The 23,033-nt window shown below is 41.8% G+C and carries 22 protein-coding genes; 9 read left to right on the forward strand and 13 right to left on the reverse strand.

The annotated features are described in order from the left end of the window. Positions 1 to 1,601: 1,601 nt before the first annotated feature. The 11 genes from GF617_RS20500 to GF617_RS20550 all read right to left on the reverse strand — a co-directional run bounded on the left by GF617_RS20500 (position 1,602) and on the right by GF617_RS20550 (position 13,237). Positions 1,602 to 4,283 carry a TraC family protein gene (locus GF617_RS20500; protein ID WP_000387412.1) on the reverse strand — a complete coding sequence of 894 codons (2,682 nt, stop codon included), beginning with the start codon at positions 4,281 to 4,283 and terminating at the stop codon, positions 1,602 to 1,604. Positions 4,284 to 4,291: 8 nt separating this feature from the next. After that, on the reverse strand, positions 4,292 to 5,242 hold the full coding sequence (gene trhV / locus GF617_RS20505; protein WP_001022588.1) for an IncHI-type conjugal transfer lipoprotein TrhV: 951 nt from the start codon (positions 5,240 to 5,242) through the stop codon (positions 4,292 to 4,294). A gap of 9 nt (positions 5,243 to 5,251) precedes the next feature. After that, a complete protein-coding gene (gene htdT / locus GF617_RS20510) occupies positions 5,252 to 6,004 on the reverse strand; it encodes a protein-disulfide isomerase HtdT (RefSeq protein ID WP_182911723.1) in 753 nt (250 codons plus the stop codon). A gap of 118 nt (positions 6,005 to 6,122) precedes the next feature. Continuing rightward, complete coding sequence (locus GF617_RS20515) at positions 6,123 to 6,605, reverse strand: hypothetical protein (RefSeq protein ID WP_000377632.1); 483 nt, start codon at positions 6,603 to 6,605, stop codon at positions 6,123 to 6,125. A gap of 7 nt (positions 6,606 to 6,612) precedes the next feature. Continuing rightward, positions 6,613 to 7,968: an IncHI-type conjugal transfer protein TrhB gene (gene trhB, locus GF617_RS20520; protein ID WP_000351841.1), complete on the reverse strand. Its 1,356-nt coding sequence runs from the start codon at positions 7,966 to 7,968 to the stop codon at positions 6,613 to 6,615. Next, a complete protein-coding gene (htdO, locus tag GF617_RS20525; RefSeq protein ID WP_000521242.1) occupies positions 7,958 to 8,419 on the reverse strand; it encodes a plasmid transfer protein HtdO in 462 nt (153 codons plus the stop codon). The genes trhB and htdO overlap by 11 nt, the downstream gene beginning before the upstream one ends. A gap of 1 nt (position 8,420) precedes the next feature. After that, positions 8,421 to 9,692, reverse strand: coding sequence for a type-F conjugative transfer system secretin TraK (locus tag GF617_RS20530; protein ID WP_000592092.1), 1,272 nt, complete (start codon positions 9,690 to 9,692; stop codon positions 8,421 to 8,423). Further along, positions 9,692 to 10,480, reverse strand: coding sequence for a TraE/TraK family type IV conjugative transfer system protein (locus GF617_RS20535; RefSeq protein ID WP_000783153.1), 789 nt, complete (start codon positions 10,478 to 10,480; stop codon positions 9,692 to 9,694). The genes GF617_RS20530 and GF617_RS20535 overlap by 1 nt, the downstream gene beginning before the upstream one ends. Positions 10,481 to 10,491: 11 nt before the next feature. Next, positions 10,492 to 10,842: a type IV conjugative transfer system protein TraL gene (locus GF617_RS20540; RefSeq protein ID WP_001447770.1), complete on the reverse strand. Its 351-nt coding sequence runs from the start codon at positions 10,840 to 10,842 to the stop codon at positions 10,492 to 10,494. 17 nt (positions 10,843 to 10,859) lie between these two features. Continuing rightward, the gene (locus tag GF617_RS20545) at positions 10,860 to 11,213 is read right to left on the reverse strand and encodes a hypothetical protein (protein WP_000423602.1); all 354 of its coding nucleotides are present in this window, start codon (positions 11,211 to 11,213) and stop codon (positions 10,860 to 10,862) included. Positions 11,214 to 12,361: 1,148 nt separating this feature from the next. After that, entirely contained in the window at positions 12,362 to 13,237 is an 876-nt protein-coding gene (locus tag GF617_RS20550) for a RepB family plasmid replication initiator protein (RefSeq protein WP_000594611.1), read from the reverse strand. A gap of 476 nt (positions 13,238 to 13,713) precedes the next feature. Here GF617_RS20550 and GF617_RS20555 point away from each other — a divergent pair, with 476 nt between their 5' ends. The 4 genes from GF617_RS20555 (at position 13,714) to GF617_RS20570 (ending at position 16,788) form a co-directional block, all read left to right on the forward strand. After that, a complete protein-coding gene (locus tag GF617_RS20555) occupies positions 13,714 to 14,766 on the forward strand; it encodes a hypothetical protein (RefSeq protein WP_001065778.1) in 1,053 nt (350 codons plus the stop codon). 19 nt (positions 14,767 to 14,785) lie between these two features. Then, positions 14,786 to 14,986 carry a hypothetical protein gene (locus tag GF617_RS20560; RefSeq protein WP_000594930.1) on the forward strand — a complete coding sequence of 67 codons (201 nt, stop codon included), beginning with the start codon at positions 14,786 to 14,788 and terminating at the stop codon, positions 14,984 to 14,986. Further along, positions 14,983 to 15,699, forward strand: a complete 717-nt coding sequence (locus GF617_RS20565; protein ID WP_000838219.1) for a zinc finger-like domain-containing protein — start codon at positions 14,983 to 14,985, stop codon at positions 15,697 to 15,699. The genes GF617_RS20560 and GF617_RS20565 overlap by 4 nt, the downstream gene beginning before the upstream one ends. A gap of 255 nt (positions 15,700 to 15,954) precedes the next feature. After that, positions 15,955 to 16,788, forward strand: a complete 834-nt coding sequence (locus GF617_RS20570) for a hypothetical protein (RefSeq protein ID WP_001805246.1) — start codon at positions 15,955 to 15,957, stop codon at positions 16,786 to 16,788. Positions 16,789 to 16,796: 8 nt separating this feature from the next. On the opposite strand, the gene GF617_RS20575 is transcribed toward GF617_RS20570, so the two are convergent. Next, a complete protein-coding gene (locus tag GF617_RS20575; RefSeq protein WP_001121574.1) occupies positions 16,797 to 17,609 on the reverse strand; it encodes a Dam family site-specific DNA-(adenine-N6)-methyltransferase in 813 nt (270 codons plus the stop codon). 369 nt (positions 17,610 to 17,978) lie between these two features. Here GF617_RS20575 and GF617_RS20580 point away from each other — a divergent pair, with 369 nt between their 5' ends. The 5 genes from GF617_RS20580 (at position 17,979) to GF617_RS20600 (ending at position 22,026) form a co-directional block, all read left to right on the forward strand. Next, positions 17,979 to 19,142, forward strand: a complete 1,164-nt coding sequence (locus GF617_RS20580) for a hypothetical protein (protein ID WP_000114860.1) — start codon at positions 17,979 to 17,981, stop codon at positions 19,140 to 19,142. A gap of 247 nt (positions 19,143 to 19,389) precedes the next feature. Continuing rightward, positions 19,390 to 21,081 (forward strand): DUF4942 domain-containing protein, encoded by a 1,692-nt coding sequence (locus GF617_RS20585; protein WP_000096325.1) that lies wholly within the window; start codon positions 19,390 to 19,392, stop codon positions 21,079 to 21,081. Next, positions 21,078 to 21,254, forward strand: coding sequence for a hypothetical protein (locus tag GF617_RS20590; protein ID WP_000070862.1), 177 nt, complete (start codon positions 21,078 to 21,080; stop codon positions 21,252 to 21,254). The genes GF617_RS20585 and GF617_RS20590 overlap by 4 nt, the downstream gene beginning before the upstream one ends. Positions 21,255 to 21,314: 60 nt before the next feature. Next, the gene (locus GF617_RS20595) at positions 21,315 to 21,758 is read left to right on the forward strand and encodes a hypothetical protein (RefSeq protein WP_001805248.1); all 444 of its coding nucleotides are present in this window, start codon (positions 21,315 to 21,317) and stop codon (positions 21,756 to 21,758) included. Then, positions 21,745 to 22,026, forward strand: a complete 282-nt coding sequence (locus tag GF617_RS20600) for a hypothetical protein (RefSeq protein WP_000535423.1) — start codon at positions 21,745 to 21,747, stop codon at positions 22,024 to 22,026. The genes GF617_RS20595 and GF617_RS20600 overlap by 14 nt, the downstream gene beginning before the upstream one ends. Positions 22,027 to 22,083: 57 nt before the next feature. Here the strand turns inward: GF617_RS20600 and GF617_RS20605 are convergent, their stop codons facing one another. Further along, positions 22,084 to 22,710 (reverse strand): hypothetical protein, encoded by a 627-nt coding sequence (locus GF617_RS20605; protein WP_000966518.1) that lies wholly within the window; start codon positions 22,708 to 22,710, stop codon positions 22,084 to 22,086. Positions 22,711 to 23,033 lie beyond the last annotated feature (323 nt).

The raw sequence follows: 23,033 nt of genomic DNA on the forward strand, positions 1-23,033 counted from the left end.
TCAGACATACTATGCACAGATATAATCACCCGTCCGTCCTTGTGATTATCGGAAAAGGCCATGCACCGGAGTCGGCAGACCGGTATGCAGTGATGTGACTTTAATCTTTATCAGCAGGCGCATTTCGTATTAAGGGAGCAAGTGTTAGCAACCCTGCCCAGGACGGAAGGACACTATCAGGACTGAACGCCAGTTTGGCGATTAAGGGGGTTAAATCTGCCAGTGGCTGACAGTGCCTTCTGATGCTGCTCAGACATACTATGCACAGATATAATCACCCGTCCGTCCTTGTGATTATCGGAAAAGGCCATGCACCGGAGTCGGCAAACCGGTATGCAGTGATGTGACTTTAATCTTTATCAGCAGGCGCATTTCGTATTAAGGGAGCCAGTGTTAGCAACCCTGCCCAGGACGGAAGGACACTATCAGGACTGAACGCCAGTTTGGCGATTAAGGGGGTTAAATCTGCAAGCGGATGACAGTGCCCCAGCTGCTGCTCAGTCACACCACGTCCTGATAAAATCTCCTGCCCGGTAATGTGATGACCGAAAAAAGCCCGTGCACTGGTGTCGGCAGACCGGCACGCAGGAATATGACGTTAATCTGTATCAGCAGGTACATCTCGCATTAGGGAGCAAGTGATAGCAACCCCGCCCAGAACTGAAGGCCAGCATGAGGACAGAACCCCAGTTTGGCGATTAAGGGGGTTAAATCCGGCAGCGTGAGTAAGTGCCCGTGCTGTGTTAAAGAAATATTCCCTAAGGACAATCTTCCGCTCGGCCTTTTGTATAAAGTTGTCACCCCGGGAGCGGGGATCACTTTACCTGCTTAGCCTAAATCTTACGTCAATCGCTATCCGGAATTTTAGCTTAATGGTCCTGAGTAAGTTAAAAGGGCTACCCATAATGACGTCCCCAGATGGTGATAAAGGAGTTAATTCCGCCTTCGGCTTACAGTGCCGCAGCTGCTGCTCAGCAACACCACGCCCTGATTAAATCTCCCGCCTGTCCTTGTGATGACCAAAAATAGTCCGTGCACTGGCGTCGTAAGACCGGCATACAGGAATGAGGCGTTAATCTTTATTAGGTGGCAGGATTCGCATCATGGGAGCAAGGGCCCTAGAACTGTAGACTAACATTAGAAAATCACAGTTTGGCGATAAAGGGGGTTAAATAAGTTAAAAGTCTTCGGTGAGCAAATTGGATAAATTTTCAGAAACCAAACCGTTAATAATAAACTTTTAGAAGAATGATTAAAGGATATTAAGTTTTGTATGCAAAATGACACCAGTGATCTGTTTTCACTAATAATGCCGCGCTACTTTGATTACCTTTGGTAAACAAAAATGTAATTTACGTGATTTTCATCTTATAATGTCAGTATTGAAGTTATAAATTTTGTTTACTTAATGCGTACACAACCTAACTGCGATTTGTATTTATGTCACTGTTTTTACACCACATTAATTATAAAACCAAAATTTGCAGCACAGTGATGAACTCATTAAGTCACAACCTCATTTGTTTACTTAAGGCATACAATAAAAAACCAGATTCTTATGAGACATCTGGTTTAATTATTTTTGCTTGAAGATATTTACTCTACGCGGCCAAACCCGCTGCTACTTCTTGAGCATAGAGAATTTCTATTGCCTCGCCATAGCTACAATTCTCGCGGCTTTGAATTTCCCATAATTTACTCCTGTCAGCACTATCCGTAGTAAAACAAAGCTCCATTTTCCGGTCTACGTATAACCGACAGATCTCTTGGAAGTTTTCGAACCTGACTAACATCTCTGAAAACACCTTTTTGACTGTACGAATATTTTTCATACGTTCATATTCTGCATCTGAAGTAGAAAAATATTTATTAGCCTTCATTGCTTCAATGCTTTCTTTTTCTTGTTTCATGATTATCTTCCAAGGCGAGTTAGCAGTCAGGGCCCGGCCAACAGAAGAAGTAAAATAATCTTCAAACGACTGTGTGATACAGATGCCAGCGCAGTTTGTTTTCCTGAACCTACGCCATGCCGCTTCGAGGAAGGAAGAGAAGAATTGGTTTGATTGATTTCCGGCACCTGATGAATTATCAGGACGAATGTACTCCCATGCTTCATCAAGGATGAACAAGCGACGACGCCCATCTTTTTTGATGAACATTGCATGCTGAGCAGCCTGAATGATAGACATTAATACAACTGTCTGAAGGTGGGGGGTGCCTTTTAGCTCCTCCAGTTCCAAAACAATAAATCTGCTGTCGAAGTTGATTGGAGGCAACGTATCGGTAAACCGGTGCCCATAAATTCCACCTTCGCACCATGCTCCGAGTTGCTCCCCAATATCCTTTATACGTTTGTCTTCATGCTTCTTGCAACGCAGAGCAAAGCCGGTTATTGAACCGGTCCGACCTGATTTTCTGGATTCTTGGTACTCTTCTGCAATAAGCTGAAGCATCACTGATTGTTGATAATCATCGATAAGGCCTTTCTCTGAAGCCATAATTTTTAGCTGATTCAAAACCATTATGGTCTGAGCAACTTTGTCTTTTTCTGCATCGTTTGAAGTTGATTCACCGGTAAATTCAGGTGCTTCGTTAAATACATCGTCGTTAACAGTGATGTCAGTTAGGAAGGCAAAGGGATTTAGGGTGAAGTCAGGGGTTTTACCGAAATCAATAAATTGACTGTTTGTATATTGTTCCGCAATCCCCTGGTAAGAACGGCCCACGTCCACAACAAATACTTGAGCACCGTCAGGATCATCATCTGGGTATTCGTTTTCTAAAAAATGCTTAAATGTTGAGCGATAATGAACGAGGTTATTAGATCGCGGTCCAGCTCCAAGATAGTTATTGATTAGATATGCTGTCCAGAATGACTTCCCTGCACCTGACGTTGCACCAATAACCATGTTATAGCTTGCAGAAGTCTTGAAAATATCAAGTCCCATGAGTTGACCTTCACGAGAAACTAAACTCAGTACTGGTCTATCTGTATTACCTTTCCAGGGCCCAAAGATCGGTGTCATATGAGCCGCTCCGGTGTTGCTCACTACTTCGGAACGGTCAAGGTCGAAAATTGTCTTTGGGTCATTGCACATTGGCAGACATGACATAAATGACGGGAAAACGATAAAGGAATCATCTGCTACTTTGACCCGGCTTTCGAGGTAAAAGGATTTGAGATCGTTAGCTGCTGTCTGCACAGAATTGGCATTACTACCCATAACAGTGAAAGTAAGATACCCTCTTAAAAGCTTTGCGCCATCCTCAAGCTCGCGAGTTACGGCCATGTAGTCATTATCCATATCCCGCAGGCGAGGGCAGAATGTGACAACTGAAGGTATACTTGCCTGTTTATTAGTGATTGCTTTGTAGCGGACGTTTTCTTTTGACAACTTGAGCGGATCGGCAAACTGAACAGTCTGAGTGATCATAAATGGGCTGAAAATTGTCTTACGTCCATGCATCCAGTTAACTACTAACTCATACATACAACCGAAATTGACGTATTCAGGAAACTTTACAACGGAAAGTTGTTTGAAGTAACGATGCTCAGATTCGTCGTCACTTTGTGTGACTGATGAGAAATGATTTTCTGTGACTGTATACTTACGGCCGGGAACGTTAACTTGTTCATTAAGCCTTTTCATAGTGTTAACGTCTATGAAACCTTCAGCCCACCGGGAGTTCTTTCCGGGGTTTACGACCTTATCTATACAATAGAGCCAGTTTTCTGCATCGACCTTAAACGGATGCAATCCAATCGTAATTAACTTACTTACAAGTTCAGAGTAAAGTGAATCGATACGCGAATGTTCCAGCTCGGTAGGAAGGGCAGACTGTAAAGGAATCGATAGCGAGATCCATACCTGAAAATCCCTCAACATAAGGTTATCATGATCAGGTTTTAAAGGCTTATGCATACTTCTGTCGTAGTAGTCCAACTGATAACCATTAAGCAGATCTGCTTTAAGCTTATCGTTCCCAGTCATACGCCCACCTCGCACAGCTGACCAAGCACTAAGCTGTAAAGTCAGGTCTGGCAATGCAGTCAGAGATATTTGACAGACAGTATCTGTAGGGAAATCCATTTTGAACATTTCAGCAAGAACATCTTGCTGATTATCAAAAACTCCAGGGGATGGATTACAGATAAACATAAACCCTAATCTGTTGCCATCAATCAAAAAATAGTGAGTCCCTGCTAATTGATCGTAAACAGGGATAAACCCACCTAATTGATGGCGATTTAAACCGCTATTGTAATTATTGATAGCTTCCATATTTGACCTTACAGTTGTCTAACAATGCCGTTCGAAGAGACAGCTTTAGTTGCTTTTTGTTGCTGCTGCATATTTTCCCGGGCCGCATCCTGTACTTCTAAAGGAACTATGCGAGCTGGGTTTGAGGTCGAATTCTTGCCAGCAATCCATGTTTGCGGTTTTACGTTGACATAAACGTAGCCGGGAAGATTAAGCGCATCGTTATCATCGGTATAAGGTGCAAAAGTAATTCTCATTACTTTCCCCTGTTGCAGAACAGCAAGTGGTTCAGGAGCCACTACAGCTTGTTTATAACCTTGCGAACGGTATTGCTGGATCTGCCCAGGGTTGAGAGTCGGGTTAACGGGCTGGCCATTGTAAAGAGAGTACATATCCTTACCAGGGCTGATATCAGAATTAGGTGCAACGTAGCGTGGGGCATTTCCAGCAGAAACCGGATAGCTTGTTTGTTTAACGACTTCCGCAGCCGGATGAACGAAAGGGTTACCAGTTGAAGAGGCAGTGCTATAACTGCTAGTCATCCTTACGTTTGAATTAACCGGTACACCAGAAATAGGCCGTGGTCCAATGGATGAAGTAGGGGCACCCATTTTTAAAGTTTTATCGTACATGACAGGTAACTGACCAACTGGCTTAATTTCGGTTTTTGAATAAGCCACAGGCTGATTTTTAAGGGTAGTAGACTGTGGATATTTGACTTCCCCTGGAGGGCTAATTTCAGTTGGATAACGGCTGTCATTGACAGCCGATTTCTCCTTTCCCGATTCCGACTCTTCCCCCGCCAGTGCAGACAGATCATCTCGATTATTAGTTAACTCCATAACTTCGCGAGGACCTTTACAGATAACGCCCTTTTCAATGCCTGGACATTCGGATTCGGAACTACCGATGGAGCACCCCGTAAGATATGAGGATGTACCTACAACCAGAGCACTGAGTACCAATCTTTTGATGTTCATAAACTAGCCTTAATTTGTCTCAAATGGATTTTTTAAGAGAGGTTCAACGCTTTGGTTCAACCAGTAGTCGAAATCTTTTGGAATGCCATTACCAGCCAAACCATCCTGTCTGACAACTGAAGGTACACCCTGCAATTTATAAATTCCTGCGAGCATCAATGACGCTACCAAAGGTTCCGCCGGACATTCTTCTGCTTCTTTTTGAGAGAGCAATCTTTTTTCAATGTCGGATTTGCTTCCCATTAGCCAACGAAGAATATCGAGGTTGTTTATTTTTCCTTTTTCTTTACTACACCAGAGCCTTCTAAGCTCTTCTTTTGGCTCACCGGGTGAGGGAACTAAAACAATATCTATCCGATACTTGTCCCGATCTGCATAGAATTTCTTAACAAGTTCCATGCAACCGTCACAATCAAGTGTTATGAAAATGGCTGCTTGTCTTTTAAGCTTTGAATTTCCCAGAGGAATGGACGCTACAGTTTCCAGAGGGAAGGGGGCCTCATCAAGACTAATAAAATAGGAATTCCTGATTTCTTCTACAGTCAGAACAGGTTTACGTTTAATTACATCAACAAGGCTTCCCCCAGTAAGGGAGTATCGGCCATCGGTCGTTACTGCCATTAGCTGCGAACGTTCGTCCTGAAAGAGGTATAGCCCACCAGAAGGAATGTATATGGCATCCTTAGGTTTATATCCTTTCATTTTTGATAACACACCCGAGATCTGACTGGGTGAAACGCCACCTTCCTTTGCCTTTGCCATTAACGCAGCAGCATCACTATTAGTTAGGACCTGCTCTGAAGCATAAGTGACCGTATTCGCCATAATGGCGAAAGCCGCCATTAAAGGGAAAAGTAACTTTTTCACTATTGGGTGCCCTCTACTTCTTTGCATTATAAGAACTTGATTGTACCGCTTCAGAGCTATCTTCAAGTTCCATATAAGTGACGATTTCAACACTATCCGGTACAGTAACGGCAAGCGTTGCATCAATAATTAAATAGCCACGGTCACGGTAGATCTTCATTAATGTTCTGAAATATTCTTCGAATTGAGATCTATCATTGTCAGCAGTACGGCCTCCGTGATGCTTGAAAAATTCCTTACGTAATTCAGGCATGTCAAGCACTGCAATCTTGTACGAAGGCTGGGATTGTTTATTGAAGTAATCGTAAACATTCATAAAGCCTTTATAACCATAAATAATGACCAATACGGCAAAGGCGAAGAAAAATAAATACTTCAATATTTTTTCAATATCAATTTCGAAGGTAATTTTTTTTGTTGTCCTTTCTCGCACCATTTTTTTAGTGATTTCAGGTCCAGCTGATTCAGGCGATTCTTTTTTTTCTAAACTATCCATTTAAACCTCAGCGACTGGTCAGATTCGTTGGAATTGTAGTTCCGGTCTGAACGACAAATGTAATAGCTCGGCCAGGGCTAATTTCTACGATTGGCCACTGTTGTTCTGCAATTGCGGTGTAGTAATCGACGAGTCGATTAAGACCACCTTGAGCTGCACCAGCCCCGGCTAATGCCCCAAGTGCACCAAAATTAGGGGACTGATACTGAGCCTGTGAATTAGGGTCGATGTTAAGTGAAGATACCTTACTGGGACTTAAGCTACCGGCAAGTGAAGAAAGTCCACCGGCAAATGCAGCTCCTGCAATTGCGTTACCATTTCGGCTGATAAGCGTGCCTCGGATCCCATTTTTTCCGTCATTTTCACTTACAGCATATGCTTCCAGTTTTACGTCAAAAGCTTTCCCTTTTGAATTAACACAAGAGATAGAAGTGGCACGTATGTAAGCACGCTGTGACGCCAGATCACCAACAGCTGAACCCAGAAGGTTACAGTCACGCAAATCCATGGTGAAATTATTGGGCATGATGACATCTTTTTTAATACGCATCGTTACTGGCATTGGTTCTGATTTGGAAGAAAGGCTTGTAGGCGCTTCAAGCCCGGTAATCAGAACACCAGTGATAATAGATGTTGCCGGAAGAAACATTTCATCTTTTCGGGCAGCATGCCGCGCTTTGCTATCAACTGGCGCAGTACCATCACCTCGTACAGTCCGAGTTGGCGCTTTATCTCCTGCAATGACCTCTCTGCCTTCCTTGATTCTGTTTTCAGACACGGGCATAACCTGAATGACACCATCGGTACCATTAGTCTTAATGGAACTTTGTGTGATTGTTCTCATTGGGCTATTACGCGTAGGTGTGATAGAAGCGTAATTAGGGTTTACGCCATTAATCGGCGCATTAGCATTAAGCTGATAAGGAGCTGCCGGTGCCTGCTCATTAATCGTTTTACGCGAACTACCAGCATCCAAGTTACGATTGCCGTTTCGATTTGTCTGCATATCATTAATTTGCTGAGACAGCTGCTGAAGTTGAGAAGTTAAACTTGCAACTTGGGCTTTAGTTTCCTGTTGGGCTTTTTCTGCTTTTTCGCGGTCCTCTTTCGCCGCATTTTGGTCAAGTCGGTTTTGCTTAACCATTTCTTTATATACTTTCTGGCTTTCTTCATTACTCAATTTGTTCATTTGCGAATCATCTAACAACAAATTGGTCTGCATGTCTTTTTTCTGTGTTTTCTTTTCTTTCTTAACTGGTGTGGAAAAAATAGACTGGCTAATAATATAAACAATCACTACCAGCAGAGCGCCAATAACAGAAAGTCTGACGGTCTTATTTTCCCAGGCCTTTTTAATGTCCATGATTAGCTCCACTTGTAGGTTTCTGGAATCGTTTAATTTTTAGATTTCGTTCGCTGTCAGACATCTGAGGAACGATATAGGGTTCACCTGCTCTGGCCCAGTTTTCACGAACAGATGGATGATTCATTTCAGCTTTATCTATCTGGCTCGTTCTAGATATTTCATGTTTGTAATTAGGTTCCAAAACGTTACTTTTGTGATAGTCAAAAGCATTCTCCTCATTAATATTGCCCTCTCCTACAAATTTATCAATAAGAGTTGGATCGTTCATTATTACTGTCTGAACGGGAAAAGCGTTACTGCCATCTTCGATACTAATGGGTGCGTCCGGAACGATTAATACACTCCTTTTTGGTATATATTCTGACCTGTAGTAAAAGCTGGTTAAAGCAAATACGACAAAACCAATCACGGTGGCCCCAAGCAGAGCAGGCAAAGTAACTTTTCCCATATTATTTTCTGATTAGACTTGGTCTGGTTGTAACCCGGGCCTCGCGTTCCTTGAACAATTTATCCCGGACTATGTAAAGCTCTGTTTCTTCTCCCGGTTGCAGGTATGCTTTATCAAATAAAGCACTTGCAATAACGCCTTCTGCCATACACTGCTGATCAGCAACGATTTGACCGTATGGTTTATCGTTTTTCACAAGAATTACATCAATAAGTTCACGTGAGCCAACCAGTCTCTGACCGAGCTTTGCATACATATTAAAGTTACATGGTGACTGCTCTGGCGCAGGAATACGAGAAAGTCGGTCCTGTTGTAAACTGAATCCTGAAGGGACCTCACCAAGAGCCACAGGAGTCAATAAATCAATGATTCTTTGTTTATGATCGTCTTGTTTTGGATCCGTTGGAGCCAGTTCTTCTGACTGGGAGCGGGCCAACATTTCCTCATAGTTTTGCTTATCCAATGAGGTTTCACGTTTGGCTTGCATAGATGGGCTTAAAGATGTAGTAACTGAAATCATCGCACCGGGAACATCAAGCGGTACCAGGGTCAGGTTATAGGTCGATTCAGGTACCTGATCTTCAGACAACATAATCCCGATTGGTTTATCGGTATTAGTTGAAATAAAGACATCGCCACCATTAACAAATATGCTTGCCTCTTCAGCAGGGGTAGAAGTACTGACAGAAGCATTCTTGAAGCTGGTCGATATTCTGTTTTGAAGTCCTCGTGAAACTGGCAGTACCACATTCCCACCAGGCGGCACATTTACACGCTGAACTTCTTTATATCGGTTACGAGCTTCGACATAAAGTTCATCGGCTTTTGACGTGGCGGTCGCATTGGTTGCATTCTGCTGGGAAGAGGTACCTGTTGGTCTCCCATAGCTATCAATTGCACCAGATCGGGTCTGTGCGTCAAATCCGGGGAGACTAGGATTATTTGATAATGCTCCAGTAATAGCGCTTACCGCAGGCGAAGCATTGCTGGCTGGGGAAAGTTGCACGGTAGGGAGATCAGTTGTAGGTTTTTGTCCCTGCGCATTACCGGCTTCACTAAGGTTTGTTTGTGCACCTGACTGTTCAGAACCAGCTTGACCCGGAATAATGGCTTTTGCAGCTCCATTCTGAAATCCGTCAGCACCAACTGGCATTACAACCGGGTTATTAATTGTTGCTGGCAATTGGTATTCTTCAGCGATTACGCAGTTCGAAGTCGTGAGCATGATCAATGCTGTAATTGCGTTGAAGCCTAAGCCCTTTTTTTTAATCATCACTTGTTACCTGTAGACGGTGGCGGATTATCCAGCGTTGCCAGTTGCTCTTTGCCGTTTATCGTAATTTTTTTAATATTCGGTGTTCCGGAATATTGATTTACATATGCAATTCTTGGGCGACCATTTTTCATCCCGAGAACCCATTCATAAGTCCATTTCGATGATTCAGTTTTGTCCGGAACATTTACAAGTCGAGTCGTTTTGGTACCCCAGACATAGACCATGTCATTTTTTGGATCAAAGTAAATATCATTAGGCTTAAAGGTCTGCTCAACACCACGAGCCTGCATGATATTTATCTGCTCCTGTAAAGACTCACTCGTTTTAGCCTGTAGTTCAGGTGAAAGGGCATCGAGGACATAGGCCGTCACAAAGGAAATATTAGTTGGATTAATATTCCCTAAAAGGGTACTAAAAAAGAGAGCCCATTGTGTTTTATAAGATTCCGATGCTTTGTTACCAACAACCGTGATCTCTTCATTCATGTTTGGAGGGGTAACAATCGTCACTGGGTCAGTGAAAAAAAGAATCTTTGCAACCAATAACCCAATGACGGCTATTGAAACAGTATTAATGCGGATAAGTTTTGTATCACGATTAATCAGGGCGCTGTATGTAATTCCAGCACCTGACGCTTCAGCTTGTGGGCTAAATCGTTTTTTAATGTCCAAAAAACGTCCCTTAGCACTTTCATCTTTCTTTACGTATGACTGTTCAAGATCACCGTTTTCATCCTTTTTAGATTTTTTGAAAAAAGGGATGTTAATGCCACTTAGCATTTTCATTCATAGCTCCATCAAGAATACAAATCTCTGATAAATGGATCGTTGAAATAACGGCTACTAAAAACTGCTTTACCTGGCAAAAAACCGAGCCACCAGAGTTTGTGTTTTAGCAATCCTCTTATTCCTGACTCAGCTGCTTTGTTATACGCAATCCAATACACAACCGCTGCTACAACAGAAAACCCGAAGCATTCGAAGATATTCCCAAATGCAACCAGAATGAATGCAAGCCCTAATTTTTTGGCATCCCAAAACAAAATCAGTAGAGGCATGTTGATCCTGAAAGGGAATCTATAGGTATGCTGAGGAACGTCGTTCTGCTTACTCATTAAAAATCCAGAGAGGGGGATGAACCCCCTCATGCATGATTAACAATAAATTACAGCGGTACGCCAGCATCCATAAAGGTGCTGATAATTTTCTCGCCGTTGGCCATTACCAGCATCATGAATAATGAAACCAGTGCCAGGCCCGGGTTAGGCTTAAGGACAGAGAAATATACGCTTGAGATCAACATCGCGGCTGCCAGAATTTTGCCCGGAGCTCCAGTCATACTTTCACTCATGTATGACCAAATATCTCCCAGTGCCCCATCATCTGAACCCGCATATGCCAGACCGCAAAAAAGCACGGTCAGCAGAACAAACAAAATCACTTTTGCGCTTTTTGTTTTAAAAAGTGCAGCCGTGTTAGATTTCTTTTCACTAAGGCCAATATTTAAAGAAAGTTCCATAATTACTCCGTGTAGATTTGAGTTCACGTAAACGCGAATGAATAATACTTTTTTATTCCGATCCTTCCGTTCGCATAAACCCCCTTTTTTTAACGTTTAGCGATTGGTGAATTTTTAAGCAAAGGGCCTAAAGCATAATCTTTGAAAGGTACCAGTGAACGCTTAGTAAAAGTTTGAAAGAGGGGAGGGGGTAAGATTACGTTAAGCTCAATCCTGAAGCTGATGAGACTCCTCAAGCATAAAAGTCACTTTTGATGGTTTGAAAAGCTCTAACTAGATATCGGGCAGGTAACTAAGCTTCATATCTAATCTTTTTTGTTCCCTTATTATCTATCTCTTGATTCTGAGAAGGCCGCATATCACTGTGCTCCCTGGTTCGGCAACTATCAGTTGGAGAAACTACATACAATCCTCGGGCCGGTGCGTCATTCATCTAAATGCCTTTTACACCTCTGGGCGTGAGTGGGACTTTGTCTTGTCCATACGAACATCATTCATTCGAATGCTTTTGGCCAATGCTATTTAAGCAAATGCTTTCTGGCTGAGTCCTTTTGCGAATGAGTCTTTGATATAACTGCATGAATTTTGGGTTGTTTGGTGTACTAACAAAACAAAGGCATTTCTTTGAATGCCATTGGAGTTGTGATGCTTCTGATATTTTTTTGATCTCATATCAAGCACATAGTCCTTCTGATGCCCAATGTCATAGATGTCTTGGACCATTCTCGCTCTTAACAAAGCTGAACTGTGTGTCATTCGACCTAATGCCATTCACCAAAATGCCTTTTTATACCACTGCATAGCTATGCTCGGGATACAGTGGCAAACAAAAGCATTTCAATGAATGAATTTTTGGGATACCGACATCAAAAGCATTTGTATGAATGTAAGAGGCGTAATCCACAAAAGGCATTCACGTGAATAGAGTGCGCACGAAACCATCTTGCTCAACGGCATTTAATGAATGGGCTAGCATGTACGCTTGAGTCAGAAAGGCATACAGATGAATAGTCAGGAGTTCGTTTGAAAAGTTACTTTTTTGCACATTAAGCCGAGATGTAAGACCAGTAGTAAAAGAAGCACTAAGCATAGCACTGATAAATAACTTATTTTTCAGCAGGTTATAACCAGTGCATACCAGATAGCTTTCAACCTTGTTTGGCAAGGGCCAGCTTAGGGCTTCTTTTGAAGATCTGAAATTGTATGTCGCGACCTTTCTTAACTTCTTGATAATCGAGATATCCGATAGATTCAAGTTCCCGCATTGCTTTACGAATTATCTGGTTTTGCGTACGAATAGGGGTTGTAAGAAGCAACCTTTCCCTCAACCGTTTCATATTAACGAACAACGTACCAGCTGGCATTGCTTCAAAATAAATATAGAGAGATTGCGCAGCTTCTTTTTTAGCCAAAATGTATAGAACCTGAAGGCTTAACAATGTCTTATGGTCGTAACGATACAGTTCCCACATAGAAGGATCCCCAACCAGCTCAACAGTATCGCTTTTTGGATCAATCATAGCCTTCTGCACCAGATGCGTTACTGTGAACCGACCACTACGAGAGTCTGAGAAGGCAAGCACTACCGATGCAAGGTTCATTAATGACTCTTTAAAGCGCGCACGAGTTCGTTTGTTGATGTTTGTTGAACTGATACCACACATCTTCGCAAACTCGTTAAAAGTCAGGCTAATCTTCTCGGAAGTAAAACCATATTTACTGAAAGCCATGATGATCCCGAGCCAGCACTTAAAGTCGGTAGACATAGATAGTTTGACACCAGTTATCTTGATGTCGTCATAACCCTCCGATCTTGCAATTTCCATACACGAAAGCTCATCAGAGGCATCAACTTCAAAGTTTCGGTCGCGGTTTTCTTTTGTGCCGACAGGGGTAAATACACTCAATCTCAGCAGGGCCACGGGCTGAACCGACTTGGACGAGTTAGGCGTCAGTTGATAAGTCTTACCTGATTCATTACTGGTTACGTCAAAAGGATGGATTAACTCGTTGTTTTTAATCATTAACTTAACTCGTCGGTGATAAGATTTTCATTTGGCAAACTGTTTATAACATATTCTTGCAAATGCTTTTTACGCATTTACCTAAATGCCATAAGCATTCCAGTAAATGCCTTCCTTATTCATTCAAATGCTTTTCGCATGCATCCGAATGCCGGATCCTTTCATAAAGTTACTATAATCAATGAGTTAAAGATGCCGTGATCTTTACTTGAACTCTATTGATCTTTAGTGATCTAAAGAATTGATCTAACCTGTTGAAAACAATGATAAGTCCATATAAAACAAGGAATAGCGCTCCTTTATCAATATCTACAGATCGCAAACGGAAATGAAAGTGGGTTTACTATCATTGTTTTATTCAAGACAGTTTTTATTTTAATTTTATTAAGCAAATTTTTTGAGTTTACCTTTTAGATGTATCAGCCCTATTTGGCAAATTTGAGGTTCATGTATCATGTAGTAAACAGGAGGAAGATATGAACAACAGCAAACATACAGTCATTGAAGTGGATACTAATCTAGTTGAAATTGAAAAGGGATTTAATCCCCGAGAGGCGGTAATCGGAGATTTGTGTTACGAACAAGAACCTGTCAAATCGATGATTGTGTCAATCAAACAAGCCTTTAAGGAAGGAAGGCAGGTTGATATGATCAAGGTCGTAAAAAGAAAAGGTAAATATTTAGTTCGTCAAGGTCATACTCGTTTTCATGGCTTAAAATTAGCAATTTCTGAAGGTGCTAATATTCCAAAATTATCTGTTATCTTAATCGATTATAAAAACGAAATTGAAGAATACCTTGAGAACCTCGATGGTAACAGAAGCAATGGGCTAAATCCGGTTGGGCAAGCTCATGCATTAGCTCATGCTGTTAGTCTCGGGTATTCGGTTGAAGAACTAGCAATGCGATATCAACGATCAACTACCGCAATTCGTAATATGCTAAAAATCCTTGATATGCCATTAGAGCTTCAACGTTTGATTAGCCTAAATCTAATCAAAAAAACGCTCGCCATTGAAATAATGTTAAAATATTCCAACGATCACAAAATGGTTTTAAAACATATAGAAGGTTTCTTACCTGGCGTTAAGAATATTGAGACTACAACGAGCAAAATTGTAGGCATACCTGAACACAATGCAGCTGGAGCAGGACCAGACACCTTAAATAAAGGCGGACCAGAAAAGAAAAATTCGGCAGTCACACGTAAGACTTTGGGTATTAAGCGCCTCTCGCATAAGAAAACAGAACGGCTAAAATCTGAATTTCTTGAGCTTGTGGAAAGTACACATACGGAATCTATAACGAATACTCAAACAGAACTAAAATTTGGTAGAGATAGTGCACACTTGTTCAAAAATGTTGATAGTAAAAATGTAATATTTTCTGATGATGGTGTTCAAATAATCTTGAATGATGAAAAGCTAAATATTTTATTGTCTTTACTTAACGACGAAAATACAGCAATCATTCTTTCTAAACCAAAATTAGAAGAGCTTCTGGAAATTCGAGATCTCCTTAAGGAATAAAAAACCGAGGATTAGTTGAGTGATTAAACCTATAAAGCTGACTCTTATCGATAATTATAATGATTTGCTTCTAACTCATGAAGTCCTTAAACGCAACATGGAAGAGTTAGAACACGGTAAACGTTTTGACCAATTTCCTGAAGGGCATGACCACTATGAAAAAACTGTGAAAGAAGCTGTAGCAATCGTAGAGGCACGTTTGGAGGTGTTTCGAAAATGAAATCTCTTTTCTTTACTCTTGATGGTCATATGGTACCAGCCTCAGTGAATGTATCCCTTAACGGAGATGGAAATTATTATGCACCTATCGAAAGAGAATGTAACGAATGTGCGGGCACAGGCCACAAAGGGGCTGATGTATGTGAAAAGTGTCATGGGGTGCAAACAGTTGGACCCATTATTGAAAAATTAGTGGTACTAGAGCCAATTACCTTTCTCGATAACATTCCGGAACTGCGTGTTAACCCAACACTCGAAGCATGGAAATCCAGAAACCACGTACTTATTGAGAAAGCAAAAAAGGCTAACACTAAGTTTTCTAATAGTATATTGGCGCAACTAGACAATAACCGTTTTTTGACAGAACGCCAGCTGGATTGTTTCTTTACAACCTTTGATGTGATGTTGTCTGAAACTCCGGAAAATGAACAAGAAATTTTAAAACATAGCTACAATATCGGCCAGGTCATAAGCATTGAACTAACATTTACTGAAGTCAGGGCCGCGTACGCAAAAAGTAAAGGGAGTTATTTTTTTACATTTACTGGTAAAGTTAGAAATGACGGGATCGCTTTAACGGCCGATAAACAGGATCACATTTTATTGGGTGAACGTTATCATTTGACTGGAAAAGTCAGAAAATTCTATGATTTTGATTCGAAAAATTATGCTGCAATAACAGTTTTTAAGTTAAGTAAACTCCAAGACAGTTAAATGTTTTACTGCTTAAATATAGAGCCAAGACTTAAACTGTCGTTAGGACTCACTCACGTAATATTGTTGCTTACGCAATGGGTTTTATCCCTCATAAAGATCTGCGAGTATAAATCTTTTACATTTAAATTCCCCTCTATCACAACCTTTTCAATAGTAAAAAAATGATAATCTTATTAATTATAATTTTTAATTTTTTGTATACCAATACCATACAGTTAAGGCTAAAAGGTGATGATGGAGATGGACTTTAAAATGCACAATGATCTGGGTCTCGGTTTCATTTGTAAAAATGCAAGAACATCGTCAAAGCCAACGTTAAGAAAAGTTACTTTTCCGGTAAGCGCATATGAAACGTCTAAGCTTTCTTTAACCGGTTTTCAATGCCCCACAGCCTGCCGATTTCCTTTTTTTGTGCTATGCATGATAATCCATAACCATCTTTCGTCTGCATGCCCTATCAACCAAAATGAATGTTCAAATCATATATCGCAATTTTCTATCGACATTAAAGTACAAGATTGGCTTAGCCGTTCAAGAGTAGCGTTTATTGATTTCCATAATCTAAGAAATACAGATAAAACCACATTAATAACAGTGGAACATCTTGAAGCTTTACTTACTGTTATGTCAACTACTCTTGTCGCTTACGCTCCATATTCAAAAAAGAGACTTAACTTTAGCTTTCTAAATTCATTTACTTTGTCTAAAACTTCTCAAAGTTACACATTAACTTTCCCGGTAGTTCTCAGTCCGCTTTTAGATGCTCTTGGCGGTTTCATTCAGGAATGCATAACCGAAAAATTGTTAAAACGACGAAATTCGAATTTCATGGTTTACGAGTATCTTAAACGTTCAGGCCAGAGCTCTCATAAAGTGGAGGACATTAATAACGACTTACAGCTTAAAACTCTAAATATAAGACTTATGAGCGTCCTTACTGGGCTTTCTCAGCAAGGACTCATTTCATTTATTTGCGAAGGAAAGAGGGGCGACCGGAGAATAGAAGAGCTTCAGTTTATACCTTATGTTCAACGAACTCACCCTGAGGTATTAACTTTTCAGGAATGGATTAGCCCCGTTGATTAGAATTAACTCTATTTCAGCACGGCCAGTATTTCTGTTTCCGTTTTCCGTGTATTTGGCTTACTTCCTACGGATCGGTAAGCGCTGAGTCTGTGTATGACGAATCCACGCTCTTCATAGAGGCCCAAAGTGAATGGTGTCAGGCTATTTGATATCGCAACAGCAGCGCCTTTTCTGTGAGCGTCAACGAGCATATTTGCTAACAGCACGTGGTCGCTTTGGCTGAACGGTTTACCATCGTAACTGACAAAACTAGTTTTGCTTGTTTTGTCATATGGCGGATCACAATAAATCTGATCTCCTTCGCCGGTTGCGGCCAGAGTCTCCTCAAAACCAGCGGTGATCAGTTCAATACCTGAAAGACGAAATGAAAGGTAGTCTATTTTATTGAAGTCAAGCTTCAGTTCTGTATGTTTCCCCCAGGGCACTGAATAGATTCTTTCTGAGTTATAGCGGCACATACCGTTATAGCCCAGGCGATTCAGGGAGTAAAACAAAGCCGCTCTTTGAAGCGGTTGACCAGAAATACAGGTTTTGTTGAAACGGTCCCTCATCTCATAGTAGTCCTTTTCGACAAAGGTTTTATCCGCTAGGTTTTGGACCTGATTTATAAAGTTAGTTTTCTGTCTTTGAATAGTCCTGTATAGGTTGATCAAGTCTGGATTGCTATCTGCAAGCAATGCATTTTGTGCAAACATGTTCAGAAAAACGGCACCACCGCCTATAAAGGGTTCTACCCACCGGCAACTATGATCGTGTGGGTAGTGATGGCTGATGAAAGGCATCAGTTTCGTTTTTCCACCAGCCCATTTGATTATCGGCATGTGTCTGAGATGTCGAGTCAAAGTGTCTATACCTGAGAGAGAAATTTAGGTGCTGGTATCGTACCTAACCACGGGCTTTAACTAATAACTTAGGGAGCAAAAAAAAGTTGTTTAAGACGCACAGTTTTGACTTTCAGCATTGCGGATTTATAAGATTTTTCCTCACTGATACCTGAACTTTATGTTTTGGATTTATGTCTTTGTTTATGAAGCGATTTTGATGCCATCACAAGAAATGGGGAGCCCTCTTTTTTTGTGAAAAATCAGAATAGGCTCAAAAAGTACCTTTTTTGCGAAAAATTATGGATTTTTTTTTCGGTAGTATCCCCGCTACGCAGAAAGTAAGCAGAAAAATGTAACGGAGCCCCTATGAGTGTTTTACTGACAGAACCTACACAGCAAGCTAATGACAAGGTCTTTAAAACGGCCCATGTTGCCTTTTCAGTAGTTACTGGCACAGGTCGTTACGTCACTGGGCTTAAACAGTTCCGTGATGCAAACCCTGAACTTTGTACTGAAGTAAGTGACCAGAAAGCATGGGCTATCCACCCTTCAGTAATTCAGGTCACGCCAGGCTTCAACTCCCGCGAAATGGGAATGGGTGACGATTACTATAAGCTCCCTGAGGTTGAAGAACACATCTACAACATCAAGAATGCCTACATTCGAGGTGACTATGTAGACCCTATCCGAGTACGTGTCATTGATGGGGTACCTTTTGTTCGCCAGGGGCACTGCCGTTTAAAAGCCGCAATGATGGCATGTGATGAAGATCATGACATCACAATCCTTTGCGTTGAGATTAAAGAAGATGAAATTGGCTGTGAGCTCGCGACCATTGATGGTAACCGTGGTCTTGCGCTTTCTCCTGTTGCGCTTGGCGAGTCCTATCGTCGCCTACATTCTCTTGCTGGCTGGTCACTCGAACGAATTGCTCAACGTGAAAATAAAAGCCCGACGACCATCAGTTCTCTTATCCGCCTGACAACCTGTTCTGTTGTTATCAAGAAATGGATTCATGCTGACGCTATTTCGTATGTTAACGTGCTTTCACTGATCGATGAGCTCGGTGAAACAGAAGCAATTTCACGTATCAAGAAGATGATCGCGGAACTTGAGCAGGCCGATGCGAATGGCATCACGGTGAAAAAAACCCAACATGGTCAGGTACGAGTCAGACCTTCAGACTTCAAGCCAGCACGGATTCCGCCGGTTATTGCCACAAAAGCCGTAGAAGGCGTCAAACTCATCACCACCAGCTTATTACAGAAACTGGGGGATATTGAATTGCCGGAGATGACAGATTCAAGTGCTGACGAAGAAATCAACATTACGTTGAACCGCAGTACTCTGGAGATGCTGAGAAATCTTTCAAAAGAGATCACAGAATCAGAGAACAAGCAGCTTCGCCGTGCGGAGAATCGTCAGGCAAAACTTAATGGTGAGAAGCCAAAATACCCACGTAAAAAAAATGCTAAGAAGGCAGGGGAAGAGACCGATCAGGATACTGACCCACAGCCGGACGCAGAATAATTTACTTTTGGCAAAGTGTTGGTTTTGTCAGAGTCATTAAGGATTCAGGCTTTTTGCCCGCCTTTTTTAAACCTCCATGTATCGTTCTTGCCCCGTTTATGCGGGGCTTTTTTTTTGCTTCTTTCTATGAGTTGACATCTTTAAGTTTTATTCAGAGACATAAAAAACTTTTTCGTGTCACTGAACCTATTAGGTTACAGAGCGACGTTGCTATCCTGGTAAAAGTTTTTTCTAAAGGACCGGTAAAATGTCATCTCTTGATTCTGAAGCTAAACCCGATAATGCAGGTCACAGCGTACTGGCTTTAACAACCTCTCATAGCCTGGTGGTTAGCTCTTCTGAAACATTTCTTCCAGATATGCGCAAAGAGCTCGGCATTATCGCGGATCTTGTTGAGTCCTATAATGATGAACTCTGCTTGTTGAAACACATGGCTGTCCAGTTCAAAACCCACAATCACCAGAAACTTTATTCTTATCTCTCAGGCTACAACCACAGTATCTCTGAAGCGGATGCCTTGTTCGCGGAAAACGCTCTGAGATCTGAATACTGGAAACGCGTTATGGCACTCACTGATGTTTTGCCTATCATGTCGGATGCCAAACGTAACGAATGGGATAAGCAGTTTACGGCCGACCGCTATATTATGCCGCCTCAGGTGATCCCTGATTTCACAGCTGACGCTGTAGTAGGCACAGTCGTTGCTTTGCTTAATGACCGCAATCAATTTATTAAAGAAAGGGTTTACGACGTCTTCCAGTCTCTGAGCCGCAGTCATAAGACAAACAAAGCTTTTGGGTTCTCCACCCGCATGATCACTACCGGAGTTTGCGAGCCGTCTAAATACCCCTGGCAGAAATTAAGGGTGGATTTTAAAGAGTCTGGCATTTCACCACTGAGCGAGCTCCGCGTTATATGCGCATTCTTCCGTGGCGAACAGGTGAAGGCGATCCATAACACCAAATCATTGGTTGAGGCGTTGGTCGAACATGAGGGGTTCAGAAAATGGATCTGCATCGATGGCAACAGTATTCGTTTCAGGGTTTACAAAAATGGATCAATGCATATTGACGTCCACCCTGATATCGCCGAGCGGCTTAACAATATTTTATCAGCTATCGTACCGCTGGCATTACCTGCCGACCGCATGGCTCATAGCAAGAAATCTTTGGAGGCATTCCCTGTACTTAAGCAGTGCATCGACTTTGATACCCGGATGCAGCTTTCTGAACTAATGTTTAAAAATGACGGGGACAATAAATGGAGTTGCTGGACATCTTTAGGGTCTCTCGCCGAACGCAAATCTTCGAGTGTTGCCGCTGACACCCTTCGGTTCTTAGGGGCAACAGTAACAAAATACGATGTGACATTTTCCTATGATCCGTGTGAGGTTATTCGTTACATCGGCCAGATAGGGGAGATGCCTGATATTGTATCGCATCAGTTTTACCCTTCATCTTGCCGAATCAGCGAATATGTATATTCCCTGCTCGGTGCAGGGGAAGGGGATACCCTCCTGGAGCCTAATATTGGCCATGCGGATTTGCTTAAATCATTCCCTGCCGGTGTGATCGTTACTGGCATCGAGCTTGATACTTTGAATTGCCTTATCTCCCGGGCTAAGGGATACGATACGACAGAAGCTGACTTCCTCACATGGTCTAAGTCTAATCAACAGAAGAAGTTTGATTATGTCGTGATGAACCCACCTTTTGCCGATAACCGGGCCAGGCTGCATCTCCAGGCAGCTGCATCTCATCTCGCAGCCGGGGGATCTCTAGCAGCCGTTCTTCCATTATCTCTTCAGGGGCTCGATAACCTTCTGGGGGAAGAATTCCGGACGGAATGGATGGACGTTTTTGAGAACGAGTTTGAAAACACGACCGTTTCGGTTCGCATCCTGTACGCCGAACGTATTCAACAAGAGGAAGTCCTATGAGCAACCAACCCACCAGCCTGCCAGAAGAAGATATTGAGTTTGTTATGGATACCTTTCAGAGGAGCATGGGTAAATCCAAACCTGTCAGGGATACTCAAATAGAGGGCGAGAAACCGCAAAGTAAAGAGTCCGCAAACTCAACTGAAAACCCCGGTTATGAAGAATTCTTTTAATTACGCTCATGATATCCTGGTGCAGTTATTTAGAATGATATTTGAGGGATGGGGGACATTGTGATTAAAAGGCGTAACATTCGACGATCAGTTTATGGATTGCTTATTGTTCTTATCGCCGGAAATGTGTGGTTAGGCCTTAGAGCTGATAAAATTCATAAAGTGCGTTATCAGGATTTCTGGTCACCGGCAACTGTGATTAAAGTAACTGTAATGCCTTCAACGAATGAAATCCAGCTCAGTGGTAAAATCCCTAAATCGGTAAGAGTTTCAAACAATTATGTTGAGTACTCGTTACCGGGCACACTCTCGGACAAGACCATTTACCGAAGCGTGTTAGAAGATGAGATGCTCACTTTGCTTAATGCTGGAGGTCAACTTGAAGTTAAATACACTCTGGACAAGCAGACAAATCGAACTAAGGTATGCACTAAGTGCTTACGGGTGATTAAAGATATTAACCATCAATATTCAGCCACTGAGGTAAAGCATGGGCAGTCCTAAATTTGAAATTGCTGAGCAAATTAAAATGTGGATCGTTGTTTATCTAGTTTGCTTTTTAGCACTTTACTGTGTGTTAAGCGCTCTACATGCGCTTTATGATCCGCTAAATTTACCTGCCCTGACGTGGCCTATCAGCTGGTTCGTGGTGCCTGAAATGACAAGTTTTGGCAGTGCATTATTAGCTTTTGTCCTAACGCCAGGCCTTTGCTCTATAATTGCTGTTTTATTCGGTAAGTCTACCTTTAAAAAAGCTAAAACAAAAATATAGAGTTAATTAGATTGGTGGCTCAGGTTTATAAAACCTCTCACTAGAGAGGTTTATTTATTATTTTTGACTGAGATTAACAGCGTTTTCCATAAATGTATCAATAACAACCGTAAGAGACTGGCTGGTACCATGGCTATACTCAGGCCAAGGTAAAAAAGGATATGAAGAATACGCCATCAACATGATACTGGTTGGGCAACGCCAGTCCGTTGGAACACCTTTACTGTAATGGACAATCATAGCCGGGCGACTACAATCAATATCTCCAGCGTTTTTATCGAGTACGAAAGTAGCCAGAACGCCGGTGTCCTTCTGGGATACGAAAACAAGGCTGTCAGTAAAAATAAAGGCCATTAAGGAAGAGGCCAGGAAAGCGCCAGTAAATAAGGACTTCTTCTCTTTCCAAACGCGTCGAGCATATAACCCCATTAGCGCTACCGCTGAAACCATTCCGGACCACTGAGCACCCAAAGAAAAATCTGTTACTGTTTTAGATGTCATACTTTCATTAATAGTAATCATTGCGACAATGAATGGTGATGCAATTCCAAGTGTTGCTAGGACTATCAGCGATATTTCAGACCGGTTTTCTTTAGCGGATCCTTTACTTATTGCAGACATTGCTCTGAACATAACGAATGTACTGTTGAGCATCAGAAAACAGCATAAGAGCATGTATAACATTGGGTTTCCTCAACCTAGAAGTGATGGTTACCCTGTTATTTTACATAAATTTGACTCAACAGATGCTTTTAAAATCTCGCTTCCTTGAATTTAAAAACATATCAGCACAATTGGCAAACATAAAGGAGCAGCGTCTATCAAAAGTTACTTTTATGATTGGTTGAATACTCATTTTGAAGGCTAAAATCCAAAAAAGTGGGTACAAAAAGTTACTTTTGCGTCATCCAGATGCACTGCCGCCATTTTGCATTCTGTACGTTGGTTGCTTTCTCACTTGATGTCTCTTTTAACAGGCAAATTATCACTTTATCCGACCGGACCTT

Source organism: Lelliottia sp. RWM.1 (assembly GCF_016859735.1).
Classification (GTDB): domain Bacteria; phylum Pseudomonadota; class Gammaproteobacteria; order Enterobacterales; family Enterobacteriaceae; genus Enterobacter.